The sequence below is a fragment of the Micromonospora polyrhachis genome (assembly GCF_014203835.1).
In the GTDB taxonomy this organism is placed as follows: Bacteria; Actinomycetota; Actinomycetes; order Mycobacteriales; family Micromonosporaceae; genus Micromonospora_H; species Micromonospora_H polyrhachis.
Genome location: NZ_JACHJW010000001.1, coordinates 1,205,182 through 1,227,601, shown reverse-complemented (window position 1 = coordinate 1,227,601; position 22,420 = coordinate 1,205,182). Strand labels below are relative to the sequence as shown.

The following is a 22,420-nucleotide window of genomic DNA, read 5'->3' as shown; positions in this document are numbered from 1 at the left end:
ACCATCGCTGAGCGAAATGCCGTACCCGATCTCGCCTCTCTACAGCAGCGCGCGGCGGAGCAGGCCGCGGCGCGGGCCGGCGGGGCCGACCGGCTGCGGGGACACATCGTCTGCGACGGCCTGGTGCGGATATTCAAGACCGAGGGGGTGGAGGTGGTCGCCCTTCAGGGGCTCGACCTGGTGATCGACCGGGGTGAGTTGTTGGCCATCGTGGGTGCCTCCGGATCGGGCAAGTCGACGCTGCTCAACATCCTCTCCGGCCTGGACACCCCCACCGCCGGGATCGCCCGGGTGGCCGACTTCGATCTGCTCACCATGTCCACCAAGAGCCGACTGCGCTACCGGCGGCACACCGTCGGGTTCGTCTGGCAGCAGACCGGCCGAAACCTGCTGCCCTACCTGACGGCGGTGGAGAACGTCGAACTGCCGATGCAACTGGCTGGCCGGCGGTCCCGCCGGGTCCGCCGGGAGCGGGCCCGGGAGCTGCTGGACCTGGTCGGCGTGGGCTACTGCGCCGACCGTCGGCCGGGCCAGCTCAGCGGTGGTGAGCAGCAGCGGTGCGCGGTGGCGGTAGCGGTGGCCAACGATCCCGAGGTGCTCTTCGCCGACGAACCCACCGGGGAACTGGACGAGGCGACCGGTGCCGAGGTGTTCGGCGCACTACAGATGATCAATGCGGAGCTGGGGGTCACCGTCGTCGTGGTCACCCACGACCACGCCGTGGCCGACCATGTCCGCCGGACCGTCGCGATCCGCGACGGTCGGACCGCCTCCGAGGTACGCCGTACCGCCCGGACGGCCGCCGACGGCAGCACCGAACTGGTCAGCGAGGAGTACGCGGTGCTCGACCGGACGGGGCGGCTGCAGTTGCCGGCGGCCTTCGTCGACGCGCTGTCGTTGCGCGACCGGGTCCGGCTGAACCTGGAACCCGATCACGTTGAGGTAAGACCCGGTCAGCGGGACGACGTACGACCCGGCGAGCGAAACGAGACAACAGCATGAGCACGGAAATGGTCTGCGTCGAGAAGGTCAGCCGTACCTTCGGCAGCGGTGAACGAGCGGTGCACGCCGTACGGGAGGTGTCCTTCACCGCCCGGCAGGGGGAGCTGGTGGCGGTCCGGGGCCGGTCCGGTGCGGGCAAGACCACGCTGCTCAACCTGATCGGTGGGCTGGACCGGCCCAACACCGGCCGGGTGGTGGTGGCCGGGCAGGACGTCACCGCCGCCAGTGAGTCGGAACTACTGGAGCTGCGCCGGAGCAGGGTCAGTTACGTCTTCCAGACATTCGGCCTGATCCCGATCCTGTCGGCAGCCGAGAACGTGGGCGTGCCGCTGCGGCTGACGAAGGTGCCCCCGACGCAGCGGGAGGAACGGGTGTCCGTACTCCTCGAACTCGTGGGGTTGGGTGCGCACGCGGCGCAGCGGCCCAACGAACTCTCCGGCGGTCAGCAGCAGCGGGTGGCGGTGGCGCGGGCCCTGGCCAACGATCCGGATCTGCTCATCGCCGACGAGCCGACCGGCCAGCTCGACTCGGAGACCGGGCGGGCCATCATGGACCTGCTGCGGGCCGTGGTGCACGCCCGGAAGATGACCGCCCTGGTGGCCACGCACGACCCGGCGCTGATCGACCTGGCCGACCGGACCCTGGTGCTGCGCGACGGCCGGCTGGTCGAGGGATAGCGGCGGGGCCCGTGCTCTCCTCGCCGGGTGGAGCACCGGGCCCGGCGGAGGGGCTCGCCCGCGGTCGAGACCGGGCGCCGGGCTGATCAATTTAAACATCGGAACGCGTCGCTCTCTCGGGTAGTGTGGCCGCATCGTGCTGTAGATGGACCATGGGGGACTGCATGCTCCGCGAACGTGCCCGGATGTCTTGTTCCTTCCTGCGGATCGGCCGAGGACGAGCAGCACTGATGGTCCTCGCCACGGCTGGCGCGGTGCTGCTGCCGGCTTTGCCTGCGGCAGCATCCGTTCCGAACACACCCACCAGTCAGCTGTCCGACGGGATGCCTTGTGCCACCGGTGCCGCCCGGCCCTATGTGTTGACCGCAACTCCGGTCCTGGCCGCGATGCAGGGCGACCCGGATTCCGGTCAGCAGTCGTTGACCACGTCGTTCTACTGGTGGCCGCAGGGTGGGGCACGTAACGAGACGGACAAGGTGTCCCAGTCGGCCGGCAATCCGTCGTCGGTGTCGGTGACGATCCCGTCGGGGCGGCTCACCGACGGCTCGACCTATGTTTGGCAGGCCCGCACCTGGGATGGGTCCGAATTCGGTGACTGGTCGGGCATCTGCGAGTTCACCGTGGACACGACGCCGCCGCCGGCGCCAGGAACCGTGACGTCGGTCGACTATCCGGCCGACGGAGTGCCGCGCGGCGGGGTGGGGCTTCCCGGAGCCTTCGAGGTGGCCCCGCCGTCGGAGCGGGCAGATGAGGTGAAGGAGTACGCCTGGACGCTTGACTCGGGTGTGTTCGCCGGCGCCCCAACTGTGCCCGCGCGCCCCACGGACCATGGTGCGACGATCACGATCAACCCCGTGCACGACGGAATCAACACGCTTCGGGTGTGGGCGAAGGACGATGCCGGTCGATTCTCGACGACCCCGCAGACCTACACCTTCACGGTACGGGCCCCGGCTGGCCCGGCAGCCACCTGGAACTTCGACGAGGCCAGTGGTGACGCTATCGACGGGCAGCAGCACGGCAACACTGCGACGTTGACCGGTGGCGCGACCCGGACAACCGGCCGGGGCGGCGTGGGTGGCGCGTTGTCACTCAACGGATCGACGGCGTACGCGACCACCACCGGGCCGGCAATGACTCCACATCCGGACACTGCGGTGATGACGCCGGTGCGTACCGACACCAGCTTCACTGTCACCGCTCGGGTACGGCTTGCCGCCACCGGTGGGGCCGGGCAGTCCACGGTCGTGGCGGCCAACGGTTCCCGGACGGCCGCCTACGCCCTGGGCTATTCGGGGTCGGACAACCGGTGGCGCTTCGACATGGCCGGTGCGGACGCGGACAGTTCGCCGCTGTTCACCGTTTTGTCCGATGCGGTGCCGGCGGCCGGAAAATGGACCCACCTGGCGGCGGTGTACGACGCGGCCACCCGGCGGTTGACCCTCTATGTCAACGGCGTGGCCCAGAGCTCAACACCGGTCTTGACCGGTGGGTTCAACGCCACCGGCGACGTCACGATCGGCAAGCGCAGGTGGAACGGCGTCGATGCCGGCTACTTCGACGGGGCTGTCGACGACGTACGGATCTACAGCTACGTCGAGACCCAGAACAACCTTGCCCAACTGGCTGTGCCACTGCAACCGTCGATCTCGTTCCCCAACGGCAACATCGTTTCGGTGGGTGGTCAGCTCACCGTCGTATTCGACGCCGGCGGCGACAGCAACGTGACGAAGTTCCGCTACAGCGTCGGCGGCGCCACCGTGAACACGGAGGTGGCACCGACCACGCCCGGTGGCAGCGCCAGCGTGACGATCGATGTTGGCAGCGTCATCGGTCAGCGCTCGTTGTACGCGGTCGCCGTTGACGACGGGAACCGCGTTGGCCGCATCTCCGCAGGGCAGTTCACCGTGACAACGGACGTGAGCCTCTCCGGCACGGTGTTCGACACGTCGACCTTCATGCCGGTGGCCGGGGCCGTCGTCCAGCTCGCCCCAGGTGGAATGCAGGCCGTTACCGGTCCCGACGGGGTCTACACCTTCCGTGGTGTCGTCCCTGGGACGTACGAGCTGTCCTGCACCTACGGCGGCATGTCCAGCAGTAGCCAGGTGACGATCGAGGGACAGAGCGGCCAGTGGCTTGATATCTACCTCTTCCCGTAACCGGCCGGCCCGATCGGAGCTTCCCGACTCAGGAGCTTCCCGACTCAGGAGCTTCCCGACTCAGGAGCTTCCGGCCGGAAGGCGCTGGGCCTGGCTGCCCGAAGGTCGGGGGCGATAGGCCCTACCACCAGGGCAGACTCGCCTGGCACCGTAGCCGCATGGGTAGTCGTTCGGGGATCCGGCCGGATGCGAGGTGCCCCATCCGACCGGGTGAGCCATGCACCCTGTGCCAGGTCGACGTGACCGGTCCGCAGGACTGCGGTCTCGTCTATCTGGTCATGACCGACGACGAGTTGCGCGAGGGGTTGCGGCAGGCCCGGCTGAACAGCCGTCGCCCATCGCTGCAGCGAGCAAGCCTCCTTGATGCCGGTAGGTAGAGTCCCGGTAGCTCACCACCACCCGTACGGGGGCAGCTATGGCGGGGATGAAGGAAATCGCGCTCTTCGGAAATCTGCTTTTGAGCATGTTTCTGGCCGCGTGGGGTGTGTTCGTGCTGATCTCCGGGTGGGCTCCCCAGCGTGGGCTCGTTCCATTCCGGTCAGTGCGGGCGTACGGCCTCCACTATCTGCAGCTCAGCGCCGCGTTTGGCTTTGTCTGGCTGTCCCAAGCCGTGCGACCCGGCCCGTACGCGCTGTTGTTCTTTGTTGCTGGGTTCGGGATCTTGTTCTGGCTCACCTGGCGGATGTTGCCCTACCTACGGACGGTCCGTTGGGACCGGCCCGGCCGTTGGGGTCGGCCCGACACCTGCTGCCGACAGCAGGAGCGCTGCCGGCACATTCCGGGCTGATGTCACCGACGACCCCGTTGGCCACCGGGACCGGGCCGAGCAGCGTGGCCCTTCACCGGGAACCACGAGTTCGCGATGACTACAGGACCAGCTTCATGCCCTCGTGGCTGGCCCGGAACCCCAGCGACGCGTAGAACCGGTGCGCATCGGCCCGGCGCTTGTCGGTGGTGAGTTGGACCAGGTTGCAGCCGCGTTCGCGGGCCTGGTCCACCGCCCACTTGATCATCGTACGGCCGAGGCCGGCACCGCGCTGGTCGGCGCGTACCCGGACGCCCTCGATCTGGGCGCGCAACCCACCCCGGCGGGTGAGGGAGCGGATGTAGGTCAGTTGCAGGGTGCCGACCACCTCACCGCCCACCTCCACGACGACCTGCGTGTTGTTCGGGTCGTCGGCCATCTCGGCGAAGGCGGCCCAGTAGGCGGCGTCCACCTCCTCACCCACCACCTCGCGGCCCTTGCCGAGGCCGTCGTCGGCCAGCATCGCCACGATCGCCGGCACGTCGGCCCGCTGGGCGGTCCGGAAGATGAGCTTCTCCATGATCTAGAGCCTGGCACAGCTAGGTATGTTGATGGTTCCGCCACCGGGATTGGGGAAGCGATATGGAGCCAATCAACAAGATCGCACTGCTGGCCACCTCTGCCTGGGCCGCTGCCAGCCTCCTCTGGGGGGCCTTCGTGCTGGTCTCCGGCCGGGCTCCCCAGCGGTGGCTGGCCTCGTTCGGCTCCGCGCGGGCGTACGGATACCACTTGCTGGTCTTCGGGGCGGCGTTCGGTTTCCTGGCGGTGGCCCAGATCGTGCCGCCCGGCCCGGTCACGCTGCTGTTCGTGGCCGCCGGACTGGGCCTCATGGGGTGGCTCGCCCAACGCGGATTCCGGCTTCCGAAGGGAGATGCCCGACGCAAGTCCTGAGCCGACCATCACCGGGGCGGGCAGCGAAGCCCTTCGCGGGGGACCGTCAGGTCGACCAGGTACGCGTCGACTGCCTCCGTGATGCATCTGGTCTGCGGATAGGCGGTATGTCCCTCACCCTCCCAGGTGAGGACCCGTCCGACCCCGAGCATGTCGGCGAGTTTCGGCGTCTGCTCGTACGGCGTGGCCGGGTCACCGGTCGTGCCGACAACCAGGATCGGCGGTGCTCCGGTGGCCGGACCGGTCGGGTACGGGTCCCGCTGCGCCGGCCACTGGGCGCAGCCCAGCATGCCCACCGCCAGCGACGGGCCGAAGAGCGGGTACTTCTGTCGCCAGCGGGACTGGAGGTCCCGCGCCTGCGCGACCGTCGGCTTGGCATCCTCGTCAGCACAGTTGATCGCCAGGTTGGCGTCGAACATGTTCGAGTAGCTTCCGTCCGGATCGCGCTCGGCGTACTGGTCAGCGAGGGTGAACACGCCCTTCGGGTCGCCGTCGTCCAGGTCCTTGATGGCGGTGGCCAGCCGGGGCCAGGTCGCCTCGTTGTAGAGCGACGAGATCACCGCGTAGAAGACCCAACCGGCGGTGGCCTCCCGGCCGCCCGCACCCCGCACCGGCGAGGATCGTGCCTTGTCGATCGCGCTGGTCACCGCGGCGCGGGCATCCGGAGCGATCGGGCAACTGCCCGCCGTCCGCGCGCACCACTTGGCGAAGTTGTCGAAGGCCCGCTCGAAGCCCTTGGCCTGACCCTCCGAACCGGCGAGGAAGTCCTCCTGCGGGTCGATCGCGCCGTCGAGCACCATCGCCCGGATGTTGCGCGGGAAGAGTTGGGCGTACGTCGCGCCGAGCAGGGTGCCGTAGGAGTAGCCGAGATAGGTCAACTTCTCGTCGCCGACCGCGGTGCGTACCGCGTCCATGTCCCGAGCCGCCTGCTCGGTGGAGTAGAGGCGGAGTGTGTCGCCGTACTTGTCGGCGCAGCCGGTGCCGACCCGCTTGTTGAGCGCCAGCTGCTCGTCGAACTCGGCCCGGTCGGCCGGGTCCGGGTCGGCACCGAAGGAGGCGTCCAGGTCGGCGTCCGGGATGCACTTGATCGGACTGGACCGTTTCACACCCCGTGGGTCGAACCCGACGATGTCGAACCGCCGGGTCACCTCGTCGGGCAGCCCGCCGAAGTTGGGGCCGAACGACAGGTAGACCGCCATGTCGACGCCCGAGCCGCCCGGACCGCCCGGGTTGACCACCAGCGAACCGATCCGGTCCCGCTGCTTACCGGAACGGGCCCGGAGCAGGGCGATGTCGAAGGTGTTGGGAGCGCCGGGGCTCGCGGTGGCCCCGGCCGCGCCGGCGGCAAGCCAATCCCGGGGTACGGCGATGGTGGCGCACTCGTACGTCATGTCGGGTGCGGTGCGGCCGGTCAGCTCCCGGGCGGTCTCCGGGCACGGTCGCCACTGCGGACCGTTTCCGGATTGCGGGCGGGAGTGGGAGTCCCCGTCGTCGCGACCGAGCTTCGGCAGGGTGCAGCCGGAGACGGCCAGCGTGGCGGCAAGCACGCCGGCCAGCGCAAACCGGGCACCAGGGCGGGTACGCGGCTGCCCACCACGGGGGGTACGGCGGGTTGAGGACACCTGACTCCTCCAGATCATCTCGATCATCAGGCTAACCGGTGCTGCCGGTTGGTCAGGCCGTCGCCGTCGGATCACCGGCGAGCACGTGGTCGACGTCGAAGCGGATCGGGCGGTCGAGTTGGGCGTACCCGCAGGAGCGCGGCTGGCGGTCCGGCCGCCAGCGGACGAACTGGGCGGTGTGCCGGAACCGGTCGCCTTCCATCGCGTCGTAGCCGACCTCGGCCACCAGTTCCGGCCGCAGCGGCACCCACTCCAGGTTCTTGGTGCCGGTCCACCGGCTCGGCGCGCCGGGAATTCGCTGGCCACTGGTCTCGTCGCCACCCACCCACGGATGGTCGACCACGTCGCTGCGGTAGGGGGCCAACTCGTCGAGCAGTTCGGCACGGCGGGCTGCGGTGAACGAGGCGCAGACCCCCACGTGGTGCAGGGTGCCCGCCTCGTCGTAGAGGCCGAGTAGCAGCGAACCGACCACCGGGCCGGACTTGTGCCAGCGGAACCCGGCCACCACCACGTCGGCGGTGCGGGCGTGCTTGACCTTGAACATGAGTCGCTTCCCCGGCGTGTACGGCAGGTCGGCCGGTTTGGCGATCACCCCGTCCAGGCCGGCACCCTCGAAGATCTCGAACCAGCGGCGGGCGGTCTCGGGGTCGGTGGTGACCGGGGTGAGGTGCACCGGCGCGACGGTATCCTTCAGCGCGGCCGCCAGGCGGGCCCGGCGGGCCGGGTACTCCAGGTCGACCAGGGACTCGTCGTCCAGGGCGAGCACGTCGAAGGCGACGAAGTCGGCCGGGGTGGTCTCGGCCAGCATGCGCACCCGGGACGCGGCCGGGTGGATGCGCTGGCTGAGCAGCTCGAAGTCGAGTCGGGGAGCGCCGTCCGGACCGTCACGCCGGATCAGGATCAGCTCGCCGTCGATCGCGCACCGGGTCGGGAACTGCCGTTTGACCTGGGCGACGACCTCGGGAAAGTAGCGGGTCATGGTCTTGCCGCCTCGGCTGGCCAGCTCGACCTCGTCACCGTCGCGGAAGACGATGCACCGGAACCCGTCCCACTTCGGCTCGTAGGTCATGCCGTCGGCGCTGGGAAGCTGCGGCACGCTCTTGGCCAGCATCGGTTCGACCGGTGGGTTGATCGGCAGCTGCATTCAGTCAGTCAACCAGACAGGTACGTCACAGAAAGCCATCGACAGGCCAGCCTTCGCGCCCTGGTCGTGGTCCTGGTCGTGGCCCTAGTCGTTGGTCGTTGGTCGTTGGTCGTTGGTCGTGGTCGTGGTCGGAGAGCATCGCTCGCCGACTCGGACCGGCCGACGTGCGACGTGCGACGTGTGCCAAGTCACCTGTCACACCTGCCCCGGCAGCCCCAAAAGTCACTGAGCTAACCGACGCTGGTCGGTAGAAGCGCTGGTCGGAGCTATCTTCGCCGGATGCGGGGATGGGTCTGCGACTGTTGCGGACGTTGGCAGATCAGCGTCGAGCGCATCCATGGTCGATACCTGTACCGCCTGGTCCGGCTCTACCGGGTCGAGGTCGGTGGTGGTCGGGACGTGCTGGGCGAGGTTGCCACGGTCACCGACCTGGAGGCGCTGCTACGGGCCCGTACGCCGTTGACCCTGGCCGACCTGCGTGAGGTCGGCTGAACCTGACCGGTCCGCGTGAGGTCGGCTGAGCCTGAATAGTCTGCGTGAGGTCGGCTGCCCCGTCGGCCGGCTTCGATTCTGCGACGTTAGTCTATGGATATGCGAGCGGAGGAGTCAGTCGACATCGCTGCGCCCGCCGAGGTCGTCTGGGCCGTCTGGACCGAGGTCGAGCGGTGGCCGGAGTGGTCCGGATCGGTCTCCCGGGTTCGACGCCTCGACGAGGGGCCGTTGGCCGTGGGGAGTCGGACCCGGCTGGAGCAGCCCCGACTTCGCCCGGCAGTCTGGCGGGTCACCGAACTGGATCCGGAGAACAGTTTCGTCTGGACCGCCACCAGTGGCGGGGTGACCACCGTGGCAGGCCATCGGATCGTGCCGGCCGCCTCCGACCGGGTACGCGCCGAGTTGACGATCGAACACTCCGGCCTGCTCGCCCCGTTGGTCGGCTGGTTGGTCTCCTCGTTGACCCGGCGCTATCTGCACCTGGAGGCGGCGGGGCTGAAGCGCCGTTGCGAATCCCTGGCGGGGTGACCTGGTCGTACGCGAAACGGCGCATCCGGCTCCGCCGACGGGCCGATCTGGCTGATCAGCCCGGACGGAGCCGGATGCGCCTGTTGCTCGTGCGGTGGTAGCACCGTCCTGTTCGGCGGTCCCATCCCACCGGCGTACCCCGGTGAGCAGGCTCAGCCGAAGCAGTTGGGCACCGCGACGGGGCTACCGACGCAGTTGGTGGGCCGGTTCTTGATGATGACCGACTTCTGGTCCACCGTCGGCGCGACGTTGGTCCAGATGCCACCGGGCTGGTTGTTGGCGTTGTTCTCGATCACCTTGGTCTGGGTGAGCGAGAGCGCGCTGTTCGAGTTGAAGATGCCGCCCGCCCGGGAGGCCGTACCGTTCGCGCTGTTGTACTCGATCTGGCTGTCCCGCAGGATGACGCTACCGCCGCTGCTGTTGATGCCAGCGCCGTCGCCCCGCGTGGTGTTGCCATTGATCTCGCTCTTCACGGCCACGAAGGTGCCGTTGTTGGTGACACCGCCACCAGCAGCCGTGCCCGTGTTGCGGGTTACCTTGCTGTCCTGCAGCGTCGTGGTCGAGCCGAGGTTGGCGAGACCACCGCCGGTGAGACCGGTGTTGTTGCCGAGGTTGCTGTGCTTGACGGTGCTGGTGGCCCCATTGCCGCTGAAGAGACCACCACCGAAGCCGGTGCTCGCGTTGTTGTGGATGATCTCGGTCTTGCTCACCGTGGCCACCCCGCCGTTGTTGGCCAACCCACCGCCGTTACCGCCGGTGCTGTTGGACGTCAGCCAGGAGTCCTCGACGTACAGGCCGCCGCGACCGTTGAAGACGCCGCCACCCGAGACGGAGGCGCTGTTGTTGGCGATGGCGGTCTTGACCAGGGTGGTGGTCCCCTGGTTGGCGATCGCGCCCCCGGAGGTGACCGTGGTGTTGCGCTTGAAGGTGCTGTCGATCAGCTTGGCGCTGCCGCCGGTCTGGACCAGCATCCCGCCGCCACCGTCCGCGGTGGTGTCGGAACCACCCTCCACGGTGGTCTTGACCAGGGTGAGCTGGCCGCCACTGCCGACGGTGAAGATCCGGAACGCGGCGGCGTTGGCCGCGCGGACGATCTTCGATTCGTTGCCCTTGATGGTGATGGGCTGAACGATCGTCGGGAGACCGCCACCGTTCTGGTACGCCGTGAGGGTGTAGGTGCACTTCTCGGCGAGCTTGAGCGTGGCACCGTCACCCGCGTTCGCCCTGACGATGGCAGCGATGAGGTCATCGGTGTGGCAGCGCACCGGCTTGGCGTACTTGTCCTCTTCGTCGCCGCGGTTCGAGTCGTGGCCCTGGCCACCCTGGCTCGGGCCCTTGCCCTTGCCTTTCCACTCGCCGCCACTGCTACCGTTACCGCCCTTGCGCGAGTCCTCGCCGTTCTCGTGGCTGCCCTCGCCGCCCCGGCGCTCGTCGCCCTGGTTGTCGGCGTGTTTGTTCTTCTGCCCCTGGCCGCCCTCTTCGTCGCCCGCCGGGCGGGCGCTGTTGAAGACGTCGGGCAGGTTCGGTAGCCCCAGGTTCTTCGTGCCTTCCGGTCCGCCCAGCGCCAGTACGCCGGTCAGGCCGGCCGCCCCGGCCACCAGGCTTCCGGCCACCAGACCCCCGGTTAAGAACCACCGGGACCGTCGCCTGTTCTTCCGTGCTGCTGGCTGGCCGGAGTCCTTGGGGTTTCCGCGTTGCTCGGACATCGGACGTCCTCCTGCTCTACTTCCATACGAGACACGGCCGCACCACTCAGATGGTGCGCAAGGCTACAAATAGGCTGTAGCCATTAACAGTCACCGTAAAGCGGTGTTCTGCTTGGCGAGGGCGTTCGTGAATCAACTACACATCGGGTTCATTTTTCTTTGCGGAGGGATCGGGCAAAGACCATGAGTCCTGACTCCACGGACGAGAATGCCGGGTCCGGCCCGCAGTATCTTTCGGCTGGACAAACCGTGCAGAGTCGCATTTTCGTTACGGACAGGAATCGTACATAGCGCGCAGCCCGCCCCGGACGTCGCATAATCGGGGCGGATATCCCAGACAGCTTTTGGTCAGCTCAGAAACGGGCGAACGACCGTAATGGCATTCGAGGCCCAAAGGCAGGCGCATATCGCCCAGCAGCCGCCAGCAGTACGCAGACCCGGCCACGATGCCCCCGGAACGGCTCCAGCAACCCGAGCATCCGCGCGTCGTCCGCCCGGGCCTCGCCGGCCAGGGACCAGGCCACCATGTTCGGGACGTGGAAGTCACCGACACTCACCGCGTCCGCGTCGGCGAACGCGACCCGGACCACCTCCGCAGCCGTCCATCGGCCGATACCCGGGATCGCCGTCATCCGCCGAGTCGCCTCGGCCGAGGTGGTGCAGGCGTCCAGCCGGCCGGCGACCGCCGCCGCCCGCCGCAGGGTGTCGGCCCGTCGCTGCTCCAGACCGAACGGATGGAACACCCAGTACGGCGCTGCCGCCACGTCGGCCGGCTTCGGCGGTGCCCACAGCGACCGTACCGGTCCGGGAGCGGGACGGCCGAAGTGCCGGACCGTCGCCGCGTACGCCCGGAACGCCTCCGTGCCGGTGACCTTCTGCTCGCAGATCGCCCGCAGCAGCCGGGGGAAGACCTGGCCGGTGGCGGGCAGCCGAAGCCCCCGATGGTCGCGGGCCAGACGGGCGACCACCGGATGGCCGGCGGCCAACTCCGCGAACCCCGACACGTCGTCGCGCAGCCCGGCCACCGCGTCGGCATGCTCGACCACCCAGGCCGCGCCCGGCCCGTATCCGGCCGCGACCAGATCCCCACCGGTTCGCCGCAGGGCCAACGTCCCGGGGCCGTCCGGCGTTCGGGTGGCCCACCAGAACACCCCGTCGACGAATCGGGCACACGGATCGTGCGCGCCCATCGCCAACAGCCGGACCGAAGCGGCGAACCGGTAGCCGTCCGGCGGACGCAACGTCCGGTCCAGCACCGGCTCGGTCTCGGTCACCGGCCCACTCTGTCACGCCCACAGTCGATCAGCGGGGCTGGGTGGGAGTGGCGACCGCCGGTAGTGCGCGGCGCGGTCAACGGGTGACGCCGAACGCTCCGGGTGGTGGTGGGGTCGAGGGTTGGGCGGAGGCGTCGACCACCACCGGGGCCCCGCCAACGAACCGGTCCAGGTCCTCGCCGGCCAACACCCGGCCCGGGAACCAGTCGCCCGCCGCCCGCCGGGTCAGCTCCGGAACCGGTGGCTCGACCCGGCTGGCGACCAGCACCAGGTTGCCGTAGCGCCGGCCGCGCAGCACCGGGGCGTCAGCGATCAGGCAGGCCCGGGGCAACACCGCACGGGCCGTGGCGACCTGCGCGCGGGCGTACCGCAGCGGCGGCCCGTCGGCCAGGTTTGCCAGGTAGCCGCCGTCGGGGGCCAGCACCCGGGCCACCTCACCGGCGAACTCCACCGAGGTCAGCGACGCCGGGGTACGGGCACCCGCGAAGACGTCGGCCACGATCAGGTCGTACGCCCCGTCGCGGGCCTCGGTGAGCACCTGGCGTGCATCGCCCACCCGGACCCGGATCCGGGCCTGCGCCGACCACGGCAGCTCCCGTCGAACCAATTCGACCAACCGACCGTCGATCTCGACGACTCGCTGACTGGAGCCGGGGCGGGTGGCCGCGACGTACCGGGGCAGGGTCAGCGCCCCACCGCCCAGGTGCAGTACGCGCACCGGCCGACCGGGTGGGGCGAGCAGATCGATGGCGGCGGCGATCCGGCGGACGTACTCGAACTCCAGGTGCGTCGGGTCGGACAGGTCGACGTGCGACTGCGGGGTCCCGTCCAGCAGCAGCGTGAACGAGTGCGGCCGGTCCGGGTCGGGCACCAGTTCGGCCAGACCCGTGTCGACCTCGCCGACCACCCGGTCAGACCCCCGTTTACGTGCCACGCGTGCCAGTATCCCCGGCTGCGGAAACCGGGTCGCGGCGGATGGAGCGGATCTCTATGCTGGGGCCCGACCTCGCGGCTGCTGAACCGTCGGGCACACCACCACACAGTTACGGGCCGCTCGATCGGTTTCGTGGATCGGTTCCATCGATCGGTTTCGTGGATCGGTTCCATCGATCGTTTCGTCGACCGGTTTTGTCGGCCCGTCTTGTCGACCCGTGCCGGTGCACGTGTCGCTCGTTCGTACCCACCTCTCGGCAGCCATGAAAGGCACCCCTGTGTCCGTTTCCAAGCGGCTCGATCCGCGCCTGATTCGTACCGACGACTCCTGGCTCACCCTCCCCAATCCGGCGAACATCCCGGTCGAGATCTGCGCCGGGCCCGACGTCCCGATCGAAACCGCGGCGGTCGACGAACTGTTGACCGTGCTGGAGACCGCCGACACCCTGGCCGCACTCGCCAGGGGCGGCTCGGCCAGCGACGTCACACCTCGTATCGATCGGGTCGTCTGCACCCCCGACTTCCACAAGGGAGCCGGCATCCCGATCGGCACGGTGCTGCGTACCGTCGGCGCGCTGGTCCCACAGGCGGTCGGCAACGACATCAACTGCGGGATGCGGGTCGAGGTCACCTCGTTGACCATCGAGGAGGTCCGTCCGCACCTGGACCGGCTGGAACGCCACCTGCGCCACCTGTTCTTCGAGGGCGGACGCCGAATCGGGCTGACCGCTGACCAGCGTGCGGGCCTGCTGCGCGACGGGCTGCCCGGACTGCTCGCCGAGGGGGTTCCGGCCGGTGCCGACGGGGCCTGGCGTCAGGTCGTCCCATCGGACATCGAGGTGGGCGACCGGCTGCACGCCGCCGGCTATCCGGTCGACTCCGCCGACGGTTTCCGTGACTGGATCACCAGCGGCGGCGGCACGAGCTTCGACAGCATCATCGGCAGCGTCGGCGGCGGCAACCACTTCGCCGAGCTACAGTACGTCTCCGCCATCCACGATGGACCGACGGCGTACGCCTGGGGGTTGGCCCCCGGCCGGGTGGTGTCGATGGTGCACAGCGGCTCGCTGTCCCTGGGGCACCAGGCCAACGCCACCGGGCAGGACCAGGCCCGGGCGGTATGGCCCCGTACCGTGCCGATGCCCCGTAACCGGATTTTGCCGATCCTGCTCGACGAGCGCAGCGCGCCAGCCCGGGAGCGCTACCTCACCGCCCTCGCCAACGCGGCGAACTTCGCCATCGGCAATCGGTTCTTCCTGTCGCTGATGATGCGCGCCGGACTCGCCAGCATCGCCGGTGAGCTGCGCTCGCAGTTGATCTACGACGCCCCGCACAACCTGCTGTGGCCGGGCGAGGACGGCGCGGTGCTGCACCGCAAGGGAGCCACCCCGGCCGGTGGACCCGGTGACGACGGATCGGAACCGGGCCGATTGTGGGGCGAGCCGGTGATCGTACCCGGGTCGATGGGCGCACCCAGCTTCCTGCTCCGGGGGCTGGGCAACCCCCGGGCGCTGGCCAGCGCCTGCCACGGTGCCGGCCGCAGCGTTCCGCGAGGCGTGGCCGCCCGGGGTAGCGACGCCGAGCTGGACGCCTTCCTTCGGGAGTTCCGGGTGGTGACTCCGCTCAACCATCGGGACCCGACGGTGGCGGGCCGCCGCGACATCATCGATGCGTGGCGTCGCGACCTGAAACAGGAAGCACCATGGGCGTACAAGGAGGTCGGACCGGTCGTGGGCAGCCTGAGCCGGGCGGAAGCTGCCCAGCCGGTCGCCGAACTCCGACCGATCCTGACGGTCAAGGGGTGAGGAAGGGGTCCTTCCCCCACATCAACGCCGGGCGGCGCCGATGGTCAGCGCGCGGTGCAGCAGGCGGGCGTCGCCGAGCAGACTGCGCAGTCGGCGCTCCAGCCCGGCGATCGGAATCAGGTTCTGCGGGGCCCGAGGATCCTTGTACGAGGTGGAGGCGAACGGCGGCAGCGTCACCAGGGACAGATCGGCCAGGGCGATCGCCTCGGCCACCTCCAGCTCGGTGGAACACTCGACGCGGACGATGCCCGCCCAGGGTGCACCGGACGGGCCGGGCAGCCGCAAATACCACGAGTAGCCGCCCCAGGCCGTACCGACCCGGAACACCGGGCAGCGCTGGCCCGGCTCCAGCGCGGTCACCACCGCCGCGAGCTGTGCCGACAGGTATTTTCCCTGCTGTGTCTTGACGTAGCCCAGGGTGCGCGGCAGGTTGCGCCGGCGCCGTAGCGGCCCGTCCACGATGAGCAGATCGTCGTCACCCACCGTGCCCCGGCGGGCCTCGGTGGAGACCTCCACCTCCAGCTCGGTCAGCGGCCCCTGCACGGTCTGGCTGAGCTTTGCCGCGTCGCTGGTGCCGACCCGGTGCACCCGGTAACGGACCGTGCCGGCGATCAGCTCCGGAGCCTCCTGGCTCGCCGTGAACAACCCCCGGTCGACCCGGCGGGTCACCAGCTCGGCCGCCCCCCGGGCCAGGTCACAGCGGACCACACCGGCCGCGTACGAGGCGGCGATCCCCGGGTACGAAGTTCCGTCCGACTCCCGGCTCCACAGTCCCGCGTCGATGCGACGTACCCCGTCGACGAGCAGCACCACCGGTGGCGGGAGCAGCCCGGCCGGGGCCGACAGCGGACGCCACTGATCGGACTTCAGCTCGACGTCGGTGTCGACCTGTGCGCTGCTCTCGGTGGTGGGGCCACCAGCGGCCTCGCCCTGGTCGAACGACGTGCCGTAGGCCGGGTTCCAGCCGTCCACATGCCAGCGGGTCACAATGCCTCCTGGTAGCCCTATAGGCCAGCGCGTTCGATGTGGGCCGTGCGGGCATCCTTGCGTACCTCGAACCGGACCGGCACCCGTTCGGCCAGGGCCGGTACGTGGGTCACCACGCCCACCATCCGGTCACCCCGGGCGGCCAGACTCTCCAACGTCGCCGCCACCGTGTCCAGGGTGGCCGCGTCCAGCGTGCCGAACCCCTCGTCGAGCACGATCGACTCCAGGCTGGCCGAGGTGGTGGACATACCGGCCAACTGCTCCGACAGGGCCAGCGCAAGGGAGAGCGACGCCTGGAACGTCTCCCCGCCGGAGAGGGTCCGCACCGCCCGGCGCAGCCCCGCGTCGTGGTGGTCGACCACGAAGAACTCGCCCTTGTCGTGGGCCAGTTCGTATTGCCCGGCGGAAAGCTCCCGCAGGATCCCCGACGCCCCCTCGACCAGCAGGTCGAGCGCCTCGGCCAACAGCCACCGCTCGAAGTTGTTGGCCCGCAGGTGCCCGGCGAGGGTTTTGGCGACCCGAGCCTCGTGCTCGTGCCCAGCCCGCTCCTCGGTCAACTGTCGGGCCTGGTCGCGGCGTTCGGTCAGCCGCCGCTGCTCGGCCTCGGCGCGTTCCACCGCCACCGCCGCGCCGCGTGCGGGGTCGTCGTCGGGAGCCAGTCCGGCGGCGGTGAAGAGCCCGGCGATCCGATCTCGGGCCGCCTCGGCGGCGGCATGCGCCTCGGTGACCGCCCCGGCCACGTCGACCCGGTCGGCCCGGCGGCGCAGCACCTGCACCGTGGCCCAGTCGCAGAGCGCGGCCCAGGCCGCCGCCACGTCGTCCCGGTCGGCGGCGGGCGGACCCAGCCGGGCCACCCGGTCCCGGGCGGTGTCGAAGTCCCGCCACGCCGCGCGGAGCCGGTCCTCGGCGGTGTCGAAGCCGTCCCGGGCCCGCCGGGCGGACTCCCGGGCCGCCCGCACCGCCGTACCCGCCTCGTCGAGGTCGCGCTGCAACGCGGAGACCGCCGCCAACTCCCGTTCCAGTGCCGCCGACCCGGGGGAGTCGGCCAGTTGGGCATCCAGGTCGGCCAGCCGGGCGTCGAGCTGGTCGTGCCGGTCCCGGGCCCGGTCCAAAGCGCGTTGCAGTTCCCGGGCGGCGGCGTCCCGTTCGGCGACCAGTCGGGCGGCGGCGTCGGCGGTGGCCCGGGCCGCCTTGCCGGTGGCCTCCGCGGCGGTCACCGCTGCTCCGGCCGGTACGGCGGGCACGGTGTGCACCGGCTGGGTGCAGACCGGGCAGTCGTCTCCGGCGGTGAGCTGGGCGCGCAGCGCGGCGGCCCGGTCGGCGGTCTGTGCCTCCTGGTAGGCCCGGCGGGCCTCCTCCAACGCATCGGTGGCCCGGTCGGCCTTGGTCCGGGCCTGCCCGAGCGCCTCGACCGCCCGGGTGTGCTCGGCCTCGGCGGTGACCAGCCCGGTCCGCAGGGTGTCCGCCTCGCCGGCCAGCCGGTCCCGGTCGGTGTGCGCCCGCAGCAGCAGCCGCAGCGCGGCCGGATCGCCGGCCCCGGCCAGCTCGCCCCGGACCTTCTCCTCCCGCTCCTCGGCCAGCGCGACGGCGGCGGACGTGTCGGCGATCTCGCCCCGGGCCACCGCCACCGCCCGGGCGACGGCGTCCACCCCGGCCGGGGGGCGAACCGCGTCCAGTTCGGCGATCTCGGCGTCCAGGGCGGTCAGCCCGGCCGTCGCCTCGGCCGCCGTCCGCTGTGCCCGGTGCAGCTCCGGTACGGCGTCCTCGACGGCAGCGGCGAGGGTATGCATCGCGGTGACCTGTGCCTCCGCCGCAGCCAGAGCCTCGTTGTCCACCCCGGTCAGCCCGCCCAGCAGCCGGTCCACGGCGGTGACCCGCGCCTCGGCCTCGGTGGCCCGGGCGGTGGCCTGCTTCTGGACCTTCTCGTAGACGCCCAACCCGAGCAGGTTGACCAGGATCTCCTGCCGGGCCGCCGGCTTGGCGTGCAGGAAGTCGGCGAACTGCCCCTGCGGCAGCACCACGCAACTGGTGAACTGCTCGTACGGCAGCCCGACCGCGTCGAGTACCGCCTGCTCCATCTCGGCCGGGGTGCCGGCGATCACCTCACCCAGGTCGTCCGGGCTCATCCCGGTGTCCAGTTTGGTCACGTCGAAGCCGGCGGGCATGAGTTGCAGACCGGCGTTGCCGGTCTTGACGTTGCCCCGCCCGTCGCGCCGGATCACCCGGGTCGCCACATAGCGGGCACCGGCCGACTCGAACACCAGCCGGACCCGGGCCTCGGTCGCCGACGGTGCCAGCGCGTTGGCGATGCCCCGGGCACCGCCCCAGCGGGGCACCGTGCCGTAGAGGGCGAAGCAGATCGCGTCCAACACGGTCGACTTGCCCGAGCCGGTCGGGCCGACCAGGGCGAAGAAGTCCGCGTCGGTGAAGTCGACCGTGGTGTCGTCGCGGAAGACGGTGAACCCGGACATGTCGAGCCGCAGGGGGCGCACTACTTCTCCACCTCCTCCAGGAGCTGGTGGAACAGGTCACGTACGTCGTCGTCGGTGTGGCCCCGGCTGGTCAGGTAGTCGCCGAACAGGTCGCGGGGCGAGCGGCCGGCCCGCTGGGCGGTGCGTGGGGGCCCGGCGGCGGCCAGCAGTTCCGGGTCGACGCGTACCTCCAGGGCCCGGGGGAGCAGTTCCTGCACCTCCTCGCGCAGCCCGGCGCGGGGCGTCTCCCGGACGTACACCCGCAGCCAGGCGTCCGAGTCGTCGATGGCGGCCAGCTCGTCGAGGGTGCCCCGGACGGTACGCAGTGGCGTGCCGACGGTGACCGGCACCTCGCGTACCTTGGCGGTGGTGGTGGCGGTGACCTCGACGATGGTGACCGACGGGGTGTTCTCCTCCTCGCCGAAGTCGACGGCGAGCGGACTGCCGCTGTAGCGGATCGGGCACGGGCCGAGCACCTGCTGGGCGCGGTGCAGGTGGCCGAGCGCCACGTAGTGCGTGTTGGTGGGGAAGACCGAGGCCGGTACGGCGTAGTTCATCACCGTGTGCGCCTCCCGCTCGCCCCCGCCGAGCCGGGCACCCACCACGGTCAGATGGGCGGTGAACAGGTGCACGCGGTCGGGGGCGGAGAAGTCCTCGGCGAGCCGTCCGATCAGCCGTTTCATGTGATCGGCGTAGGTCTGCACCGCCTCGGCGGCGGTCAGCTCGTACATCTCGACCGCGCGGACCGCGTACCGCTGGGACAGGAACGGCAGGGCGACGATCCGCCACCGCTCGCCGTCGGCGGTCTCGCCGTCGACGATGTGCTCGGCGGCGGTCTCCCGGACGGTGCCGCGCAGCGCCACCCCGGCCGCGTCGGCCCAGGGGCGCAGCGCGTCCAGGGCGGCCCCGTTGTCGTGGTTGCCGCCGATCGCCACCACCTGCGCCCCGGTGTTGCGCAGCGCGGAGAGCGCCCGGGTGACCAGCCGGGTGGCATCCGGGGTGGGTGCCGCCGTGTCGTAGAGGTCACCGGCGACGACGACCAGGTCCGGGCGTTCGGCGCGGGCGATCTCGACCACCTGGGCCAACACGTCGACGTGCTCCCGGAGCCGGGATTGTCCCTTGAGGACCTTGCCGACGTGCCAGTCGGAGGTGTGCAGGATCTTCATGAGCTGCCCCGATCAGAACGGGATGTCGTCGTCGGTGAGCGCGCCGGACCGGGCACCGACCACCGCGAACGGGTCGGCGGCCTGGGTGATCGAACGCAGCGTCCCCGACGGGGCCGGACCGGCCTCGGAGACCCGGGTCGCCCAGGCCGGGAAGGGGAACTCCAGGCACAACGGCACCGGGATGTCCGGCTGGTTGACGAACATCGTGCCGGGTTTGGCCAGCAGCGCGCGTTGCCGCTGGGCCGGCGGCAGGAAGCCGTACTCCGGTCGGGACGCCTCGGCCGGGTCGAGCCGGCCGACCACCCGGATCGCCGAGTTGGTGACGATCCGCCGCTCGACCTCGCTGGCGGTCTGCTGCGCGCCGATCAGGATCACCCCGAGTGAACGGCCCCGTTCGGCGATGTCCAGTAGCACCTCCTTGATCGGGGAGGAGCCGTCGCGCGGGGCGTACTTGTTCAGCTCGTCGAGTACGACGAAGAGCAGCGGCTTGGCGCCCTTCTTCTCCTTGTTCTCGAACTCGGTCTTGAGGGTGACGCCGACCACGAAGCGCTGTGCCCGGTCCGGCAGGTTGTGCAGGTCGACGACGGTGACCTGGGCGCTCTCGTCGGTGTTGATCCGGTGCGGCCGGCGGGTGGCCAGGTCGCCCCGGATCAGCCGGGCCAGGTCCCGCTTGCTGCCGATCAGCCGGCGGGCGAAGGCGTTGACCGTGCCGGTGTTGATCGCGCTGCCGGCCCAGTCGGAGCGGGTCTCCTCGTCGGTGAGCTGCTCGACGATGTGGTCCACCAGGTCGGGGTAGGAGCCGAGGCGGACCCCGTCGATGCTCACCCCACCGTCGGCCGGTTGGGCGTAGCGGGCCAGGTGCGCGGTGACCGAGTGCACCACCATCGTGTACTGCTGGCGTTCGTCGTCGGCGTCGGCGAAGACGTACGGCAGCAGCCGGTCGGCGCAGAACTCGCTCAGGGTCCAGTAGAAGCTGTCCACCCCGGCGGGCCGGCTGCTCACGTCGGGCGTGCCGGAGGCGTCGCCGGCCCGGGGCGGGGCGTAGACCCGGACGTCCGGGAAGGCCCCGGCGGCCAGGCCGAGTTTCGCGTACGCCGCCGTGGTCGTCGCGTCCAGCCGGGTGTTGGGATGGTCGAGGAAGAGCAGGTCCTCACCCTTGACGTTGAAGATCAGCGCCTTCGAGTTGATCCCGTCGGGGCCGAGTTGTCCGGAGCGGAAGACCGAGTAGAGCAGAAAGGTGGCGAAACTGGTCTTGGTGGCCACCCCGGAGATGCCGGAGATGGAGACGTGCGCGCCCCGGGTGCCGTCGAGGAAGTCGGCGTTGAGGTAGACCGGCACCCCGTCCCGGCCGGTGCCCATCGGGATCCGCCGCTCCATCCGGTCGAAGTGCAGCGCCCGCGCCCGGGCGTCGCCCTCGGCCCGGTAGACCGGCGCACCCGGGGCGGGCGGTACGTAGAACTCCGGGTCCACCCGGGTGGTGGTGATCTCGGCGGCCTCCTGCACCATCGCCGGCAGCGTGCCGTCGGCGATGGCGAAGACGTCCGAGTCGAACTGGGCCCCCTCGTGTCGGGCCCGGACCTGGGTCACCACCCCGGCGATGGTGACCGGCTCCCGATCGGGCAGGTCACGGCGGGTGACCACCACGTCGTCGAGTTGCAGGTAGTTACCCGGGGTGACCGCGGTCCAGAACTGGAGTGGGGTGGCGTCGGCGGTGCCGAGCACCTTGCCGACCTCCTCGCCCGGCCCTCCCGGTTCGTCGGCGATCATCGGGTCACTCCGGTCGCGGTCGGCGTCAGGTCACGGCACACGCCCTGCATCCTGCCCCACCGGTACGACAGCCCGCCAAGTGACTCGCGGTGCCGGCCCGCTCGCCGAGCCTGGCGGCCCGCTGGCGGGGCCGGGCTGGGCCACCGTCCGGCCCGCCCCGGCCGGCGGGTTCAGCCGCGCAGGAACTCCGCCAGCACCGGAGCGAGGACCGCCGGGTCCACCGCGTGCGTCTGACCGTCCAGGCTGCGCCGCTGCCCCGCCGGCAGCAGCTCCGCCAACTCCGCCACCGAGGTCCGCGCCCACCCCTCGCTCGCCCCACCGTCGATGACCAGTGTGGGCACGGTGACCGAGGTCGCCCACTGGGTCGGCAGTGGCTGACCCGACATGGTGTCGCCCATCACGGCACCGTCGTAGGCCAGCGTGTGCGCCACTGCCTCGAACGCCGACCAGACCGGTGCCTGGCGCATTCCGGCGACCTCCTCGGCGGGGACGCCCACCGCATCGGTCATGAACAGCGCGACCGCGTCGCCCCGGCGGCCGGCCGCCGGCAGCGCGGCGAGCCGGGGCAGGTAGTCGGCCGGCAGCGGGGGCCGGCTCTCGTCGACGATGAGCGGAGGCTCGTAGAGCGCCAGGCGGGTGATCGGCAAACCGCTGGCGGCGGCCCGCAGGGCGAGCGCCGCGCCGGAGGACATCCCGTAGACGGCCGCCGAGCCGCCGGCCGCCGCGATCACCGCGGCGAGGTCCTCGATCTCCCGGTCGACCGCGTACGGCAGGGTGTCGCCGCTGTCGCCCCGCCCCCGACGTTCGTAGTGCCAGACGGTGAAGTCCGGGGCGAGCAGCGCGACCAGTTGCTGCGTACTCGGGTCGATCGCCCGGTGCTGGAGGGCACCGCCCACCAGGACGACGGCCGGACCGTCCCCTGAGTGTGCGGCGGCGACGGTGGTGCCGTCAGCGGAAGTTACCTTGTTCATTTGTTTCCCTGTTCGTGTGT

General features: G+C 70.6%; 20 protein-coding genes. 9 read left to right on the top strand and 11 right to left on the bottom strand.

The genetic code is table 11. From position 1 onward, the window contains the following. Nucleotides 1–3: 3 nt before the first annotated feature. The 5 genes from FHR38_RS04760 (at nt 4) to FHR38_RS04740 (ending at nt 4,625) form a co-directional block, all read left to right on the top strand. Nucleotides 4–1,002: an ABC transporter ATP-binding protein gene (locus FHR38_RS04760; protein ID WP_184539232.1), complete on the top strand. Its 999-nt coding sequence runs from the start codon at nt 4–6 to the stop codon at nt 1,000–1,002. After that, the gene (locus tag FHR38_RS04755) at nt 999–1,679 is read left to right on the top strand and encodes an ABC transporter ATP-binding protein (protein WP_184533100.1); all 681 of its coding nucleotides are present in this window, start codon (nt 999–1,001) and stop codon (nt 1,677–1,679) included. Before FHR38_RS04760 ends, FHR38_RS04755 begins: the two co-directional genes overlap by 4 nt. Before the next feature lie 230 nt (nt 1,680–1,909). Beyond that, complete coding sequence (locus FHR38_RS04750) at nt 1,910–3,838, top strand: LamG-like jellyroll fold domain-containing protein (RefSeq protein WP_184533098.1); 1,929 nt, start codon at nt 1,910–1,912, stop codon at nt 3,836–3,838. Nucleotides 3,839–3,996: 158 nt separating this feature from the next. Continuing rightward, the gene (locus FHR38_RS33115) at nt 3,997–4,215 is read left to right on the top strand and encodes a DUF6767 domain-containing protein (RefSeq protein WP_184533096.1); all 219 of its coding nucleotides are present in this window, start codon (nt 3,997–3,999) and stop codon (nt 4,213–4,215) included. A gap of 38 nt (nt 4,216–4,253) precedes the next feature. Further along, nucleotides 4,254–4,625, top strand: a complete 372-nt coding sequence (locus FHR38_RS04740; RefSeq protein WP_184533094.1) for a hypothetical protein — start codon at nt 4,254–4,256, stop codon at nt 4,623–4,625. A gap of 79 nt (nt 4,626–4,704) precedes the next feature. Here the strand turns inward: FHR38_RS04740 and FHR38_RS04735 are convergent, their stop codons facing one another. Then, a complete protein-coding gene (locus FHR38_RS04735; protein WP_184533092.1) occupies nt 4,705–5,163 on the bottom strand; it encodes a GNAT family N-acetyltransferase in 459 nt (152 codons plus the stop codon). Between the two features lie 62 nt (nt 5,164–5,225). Here FHR38_RS04735 and FHR38_RS04730 point away from each other — a divergent pair, with 62 nt between their 5' ends. Further along, nucleotides 5,226–5,534 carry a hypothetical protein gene (locus FHR38_RS04730; protein ID WP_184533090.1) on the top strand — a complete coding sequence of 103 codons (309 nt, stop codon included), beginning with the start codon at nt 5,226–5,228 and terminating at the stop codon, nt 5,532–5,534. Between the two features lie 8 nt (nt 5,535–5,542). Here the strand turns inward: FHR38_RS04730 and FHR38_RS04725 are convergent, their stop codons facing one another. Beyond that, nucleotides 5,543–7,156: an alpha/beta hydrolase gene (locus FHR38_RS04725; protein ID WP_312881837.1), complete on the bottom strand. Its 1,614-nt coding sequence runs from the start codon at nt 7,154–7,156 to the stop codon at nt 5,543–5,545. 52 nt (nt 7,157–7,208) lie between these two features. Further along, nucleotides 7,209–8,300, bottom strand: a complete 1,092-nt coding sequence (locus tag FHR38_RS04720; protein ID WP_184533086.1) for an ATP-dependent DNA ligase — start codon at nt 8,298–8,300, stop codon at nt 7,209–7,211. A gap of 279 nt (nt 8,301–8,579) precedes the next feature. Here FHR38_RS04720 and FHR38_RS04715 point away from each other — a divergent pair, with 279 nt between their 5' ends. After that, nucleotides 8,580–8,792 (top strand): hypothetical protein, encoded by a 213-nt coding sequence (locus FHR38_RS04715; RefSeq protein WP_184533084.1) that lies wholly within the window; start codon nt 8,580–8,582, stop codon nt 8,790–8,792. Between the two features lie 99 nt (nt 8,793–8,891). After that, nucleotides 8,892–9,320, top strand: coding sequence for an SRPBCC family protein (locus FHR38_RS04710; protein ID WP_184533082.1), 429 nt, complete (start codon nt 8,892–8,894; stop codon nt 9,318–9,320). Between the two features lie 152 nt (nt 9,321–9,472). Here the strand turns inward: FHR38_RS04710 and FHR38_RS04705 are convergent, their stop codons facing one another. The 3 genes from FHR38_RS04705 to FHR38_RS04695 form a co-directional block, all read right to left on the bottom strand. Next, nucleotides 9,473–11,026 (bottom strand): hypothetical protein, encoded by a 1,554-nt coding sequence (locus FHR38_RS04705; RefSeq protein WP_184533080.1) that lies wholly within the window; start codon nt 11,024–11,026, stop codon nt 9,473–9,475. A 353-nt stretch (nt 11,027–11,379) separates the two neighbouring features. After that, nucleotides 11,380–12,300 carry a DNA-3-methyladenine glycosylase family protein gene (locus FHR38_RS04700; protein WP_184533078.1) on the bottom strand — a complete coding sequence of 307 codons (921 nt, stop codon included), beginning with the start codon at nt 12,298–12,300 and terminating at the stop codon, nt 11,380–11,382. 76 nt (nt 12,301–12,376) lie between these two features. Beyond that, nucleotides 12,377–13,234, bottom strand: coding sequence for a spermidine synthase (locus FHR38_RS04695; RefSeq protein ID WP_184533075.1), 858 nt, complete (start codon nt 13,232–13,234; stop codon nt 12,377–12,379). 277 nt (nt 13,235–13,511) lie between these two features. On the opposite strand from FHR38_RS04695, the gene FHR38_RS04690 reads away from it, so the two are divergent. Further along, the gene (locus FHR38_RS04690; protein ID WP_184533073.1) at nt 13,512–15,038 is read left to right on the top strand and encodes an RtcB family protein; all 1,527 of its coding nucleotides are present in this window, start codon (nt 13,512–13,514) and stop codon (nt 15,036–15,038) included. Between the two features lie 21 nt (nt 15,039–15,059). Here FHR38_RS04690 and FHR38_RS04685 read toward each other — a convergent pair whose 3' ends face one another. The 5 genes from FHR38_RS04685 to FHR38_RS04665 all read right to left on the bottom strand — a co-directional run bounded on the left by FHR38_RS04685 (nt 15,060) and on the right by FHR38_RS04665 (nt 22,400). Continuing rightward, nucleotides 15,060–16,025 (bottom strand): hypothetical protein, encoded by a 966-nt coding sequence (locus tag FHR38_RS04685; RefSeq protein ID WP_184533071.1) that lies wholly within the window; start codon nt 16,023–16,025, stop codon nt 15,060–15,062. 17 nt (nt 16,026–16,042) lie between these two features. Further along, nucleotides 16,043–18,517 (bottom strand): AAA family ATPase, encoded by a 2,475-nt coding sequence (locus FHR38_RS04680; protein ID WP_184533069.1) that lies wholly within the window; start codon nt 18,515–18,517, stop codon nt 16,043–16,045. After that, on the bottom strand, nt 18,517–19,662 hold the full coding sequence (locus tag FHR38_RS04675) for an exonuclease SbcCD subunit D (RefSeq protein ID WP_184533067.1): 1,146 nt from the start codon (nt 19,660–19,662) through the stop codon (nt 18,517–18,519). The genes FHR38_RS04680 and FHR38_RS04675 overlap by 1 nt, the downstream gene beginning before the upstream one ends. Nucleotides 19,663–19,674: 12 nt before the next feature. After that, nucleotides 19,675–21,429 carry an ATP-binding protein gene (locus tag FHR38_RS04670; RefSeq protein WP_184533065.1) on the bottom strand — a complete coding sequence of 585 codons (1,755 nt, stop codon included), beginning with the start codon at nt 21,427–21,429 and terminating at the stop codon, nt 19,675–19,677. Nucleotides 21,430–21,599: 170 nt separating this feature from the next. Continuing rightward, nucleotides 21,600–22,400: an alpha/beta fold hydrolase gene (locus FHR38_RS04665; protein WP_184533063.1), complete on the bottom strand. Its 801-nt coding sequence runs from the start codon at nt 22,398–22,400 to the stop codon at nt 21,600–21,602. Between the last annotated feature and the right edge of the window lie 20 nt (nt 22,401–22,420).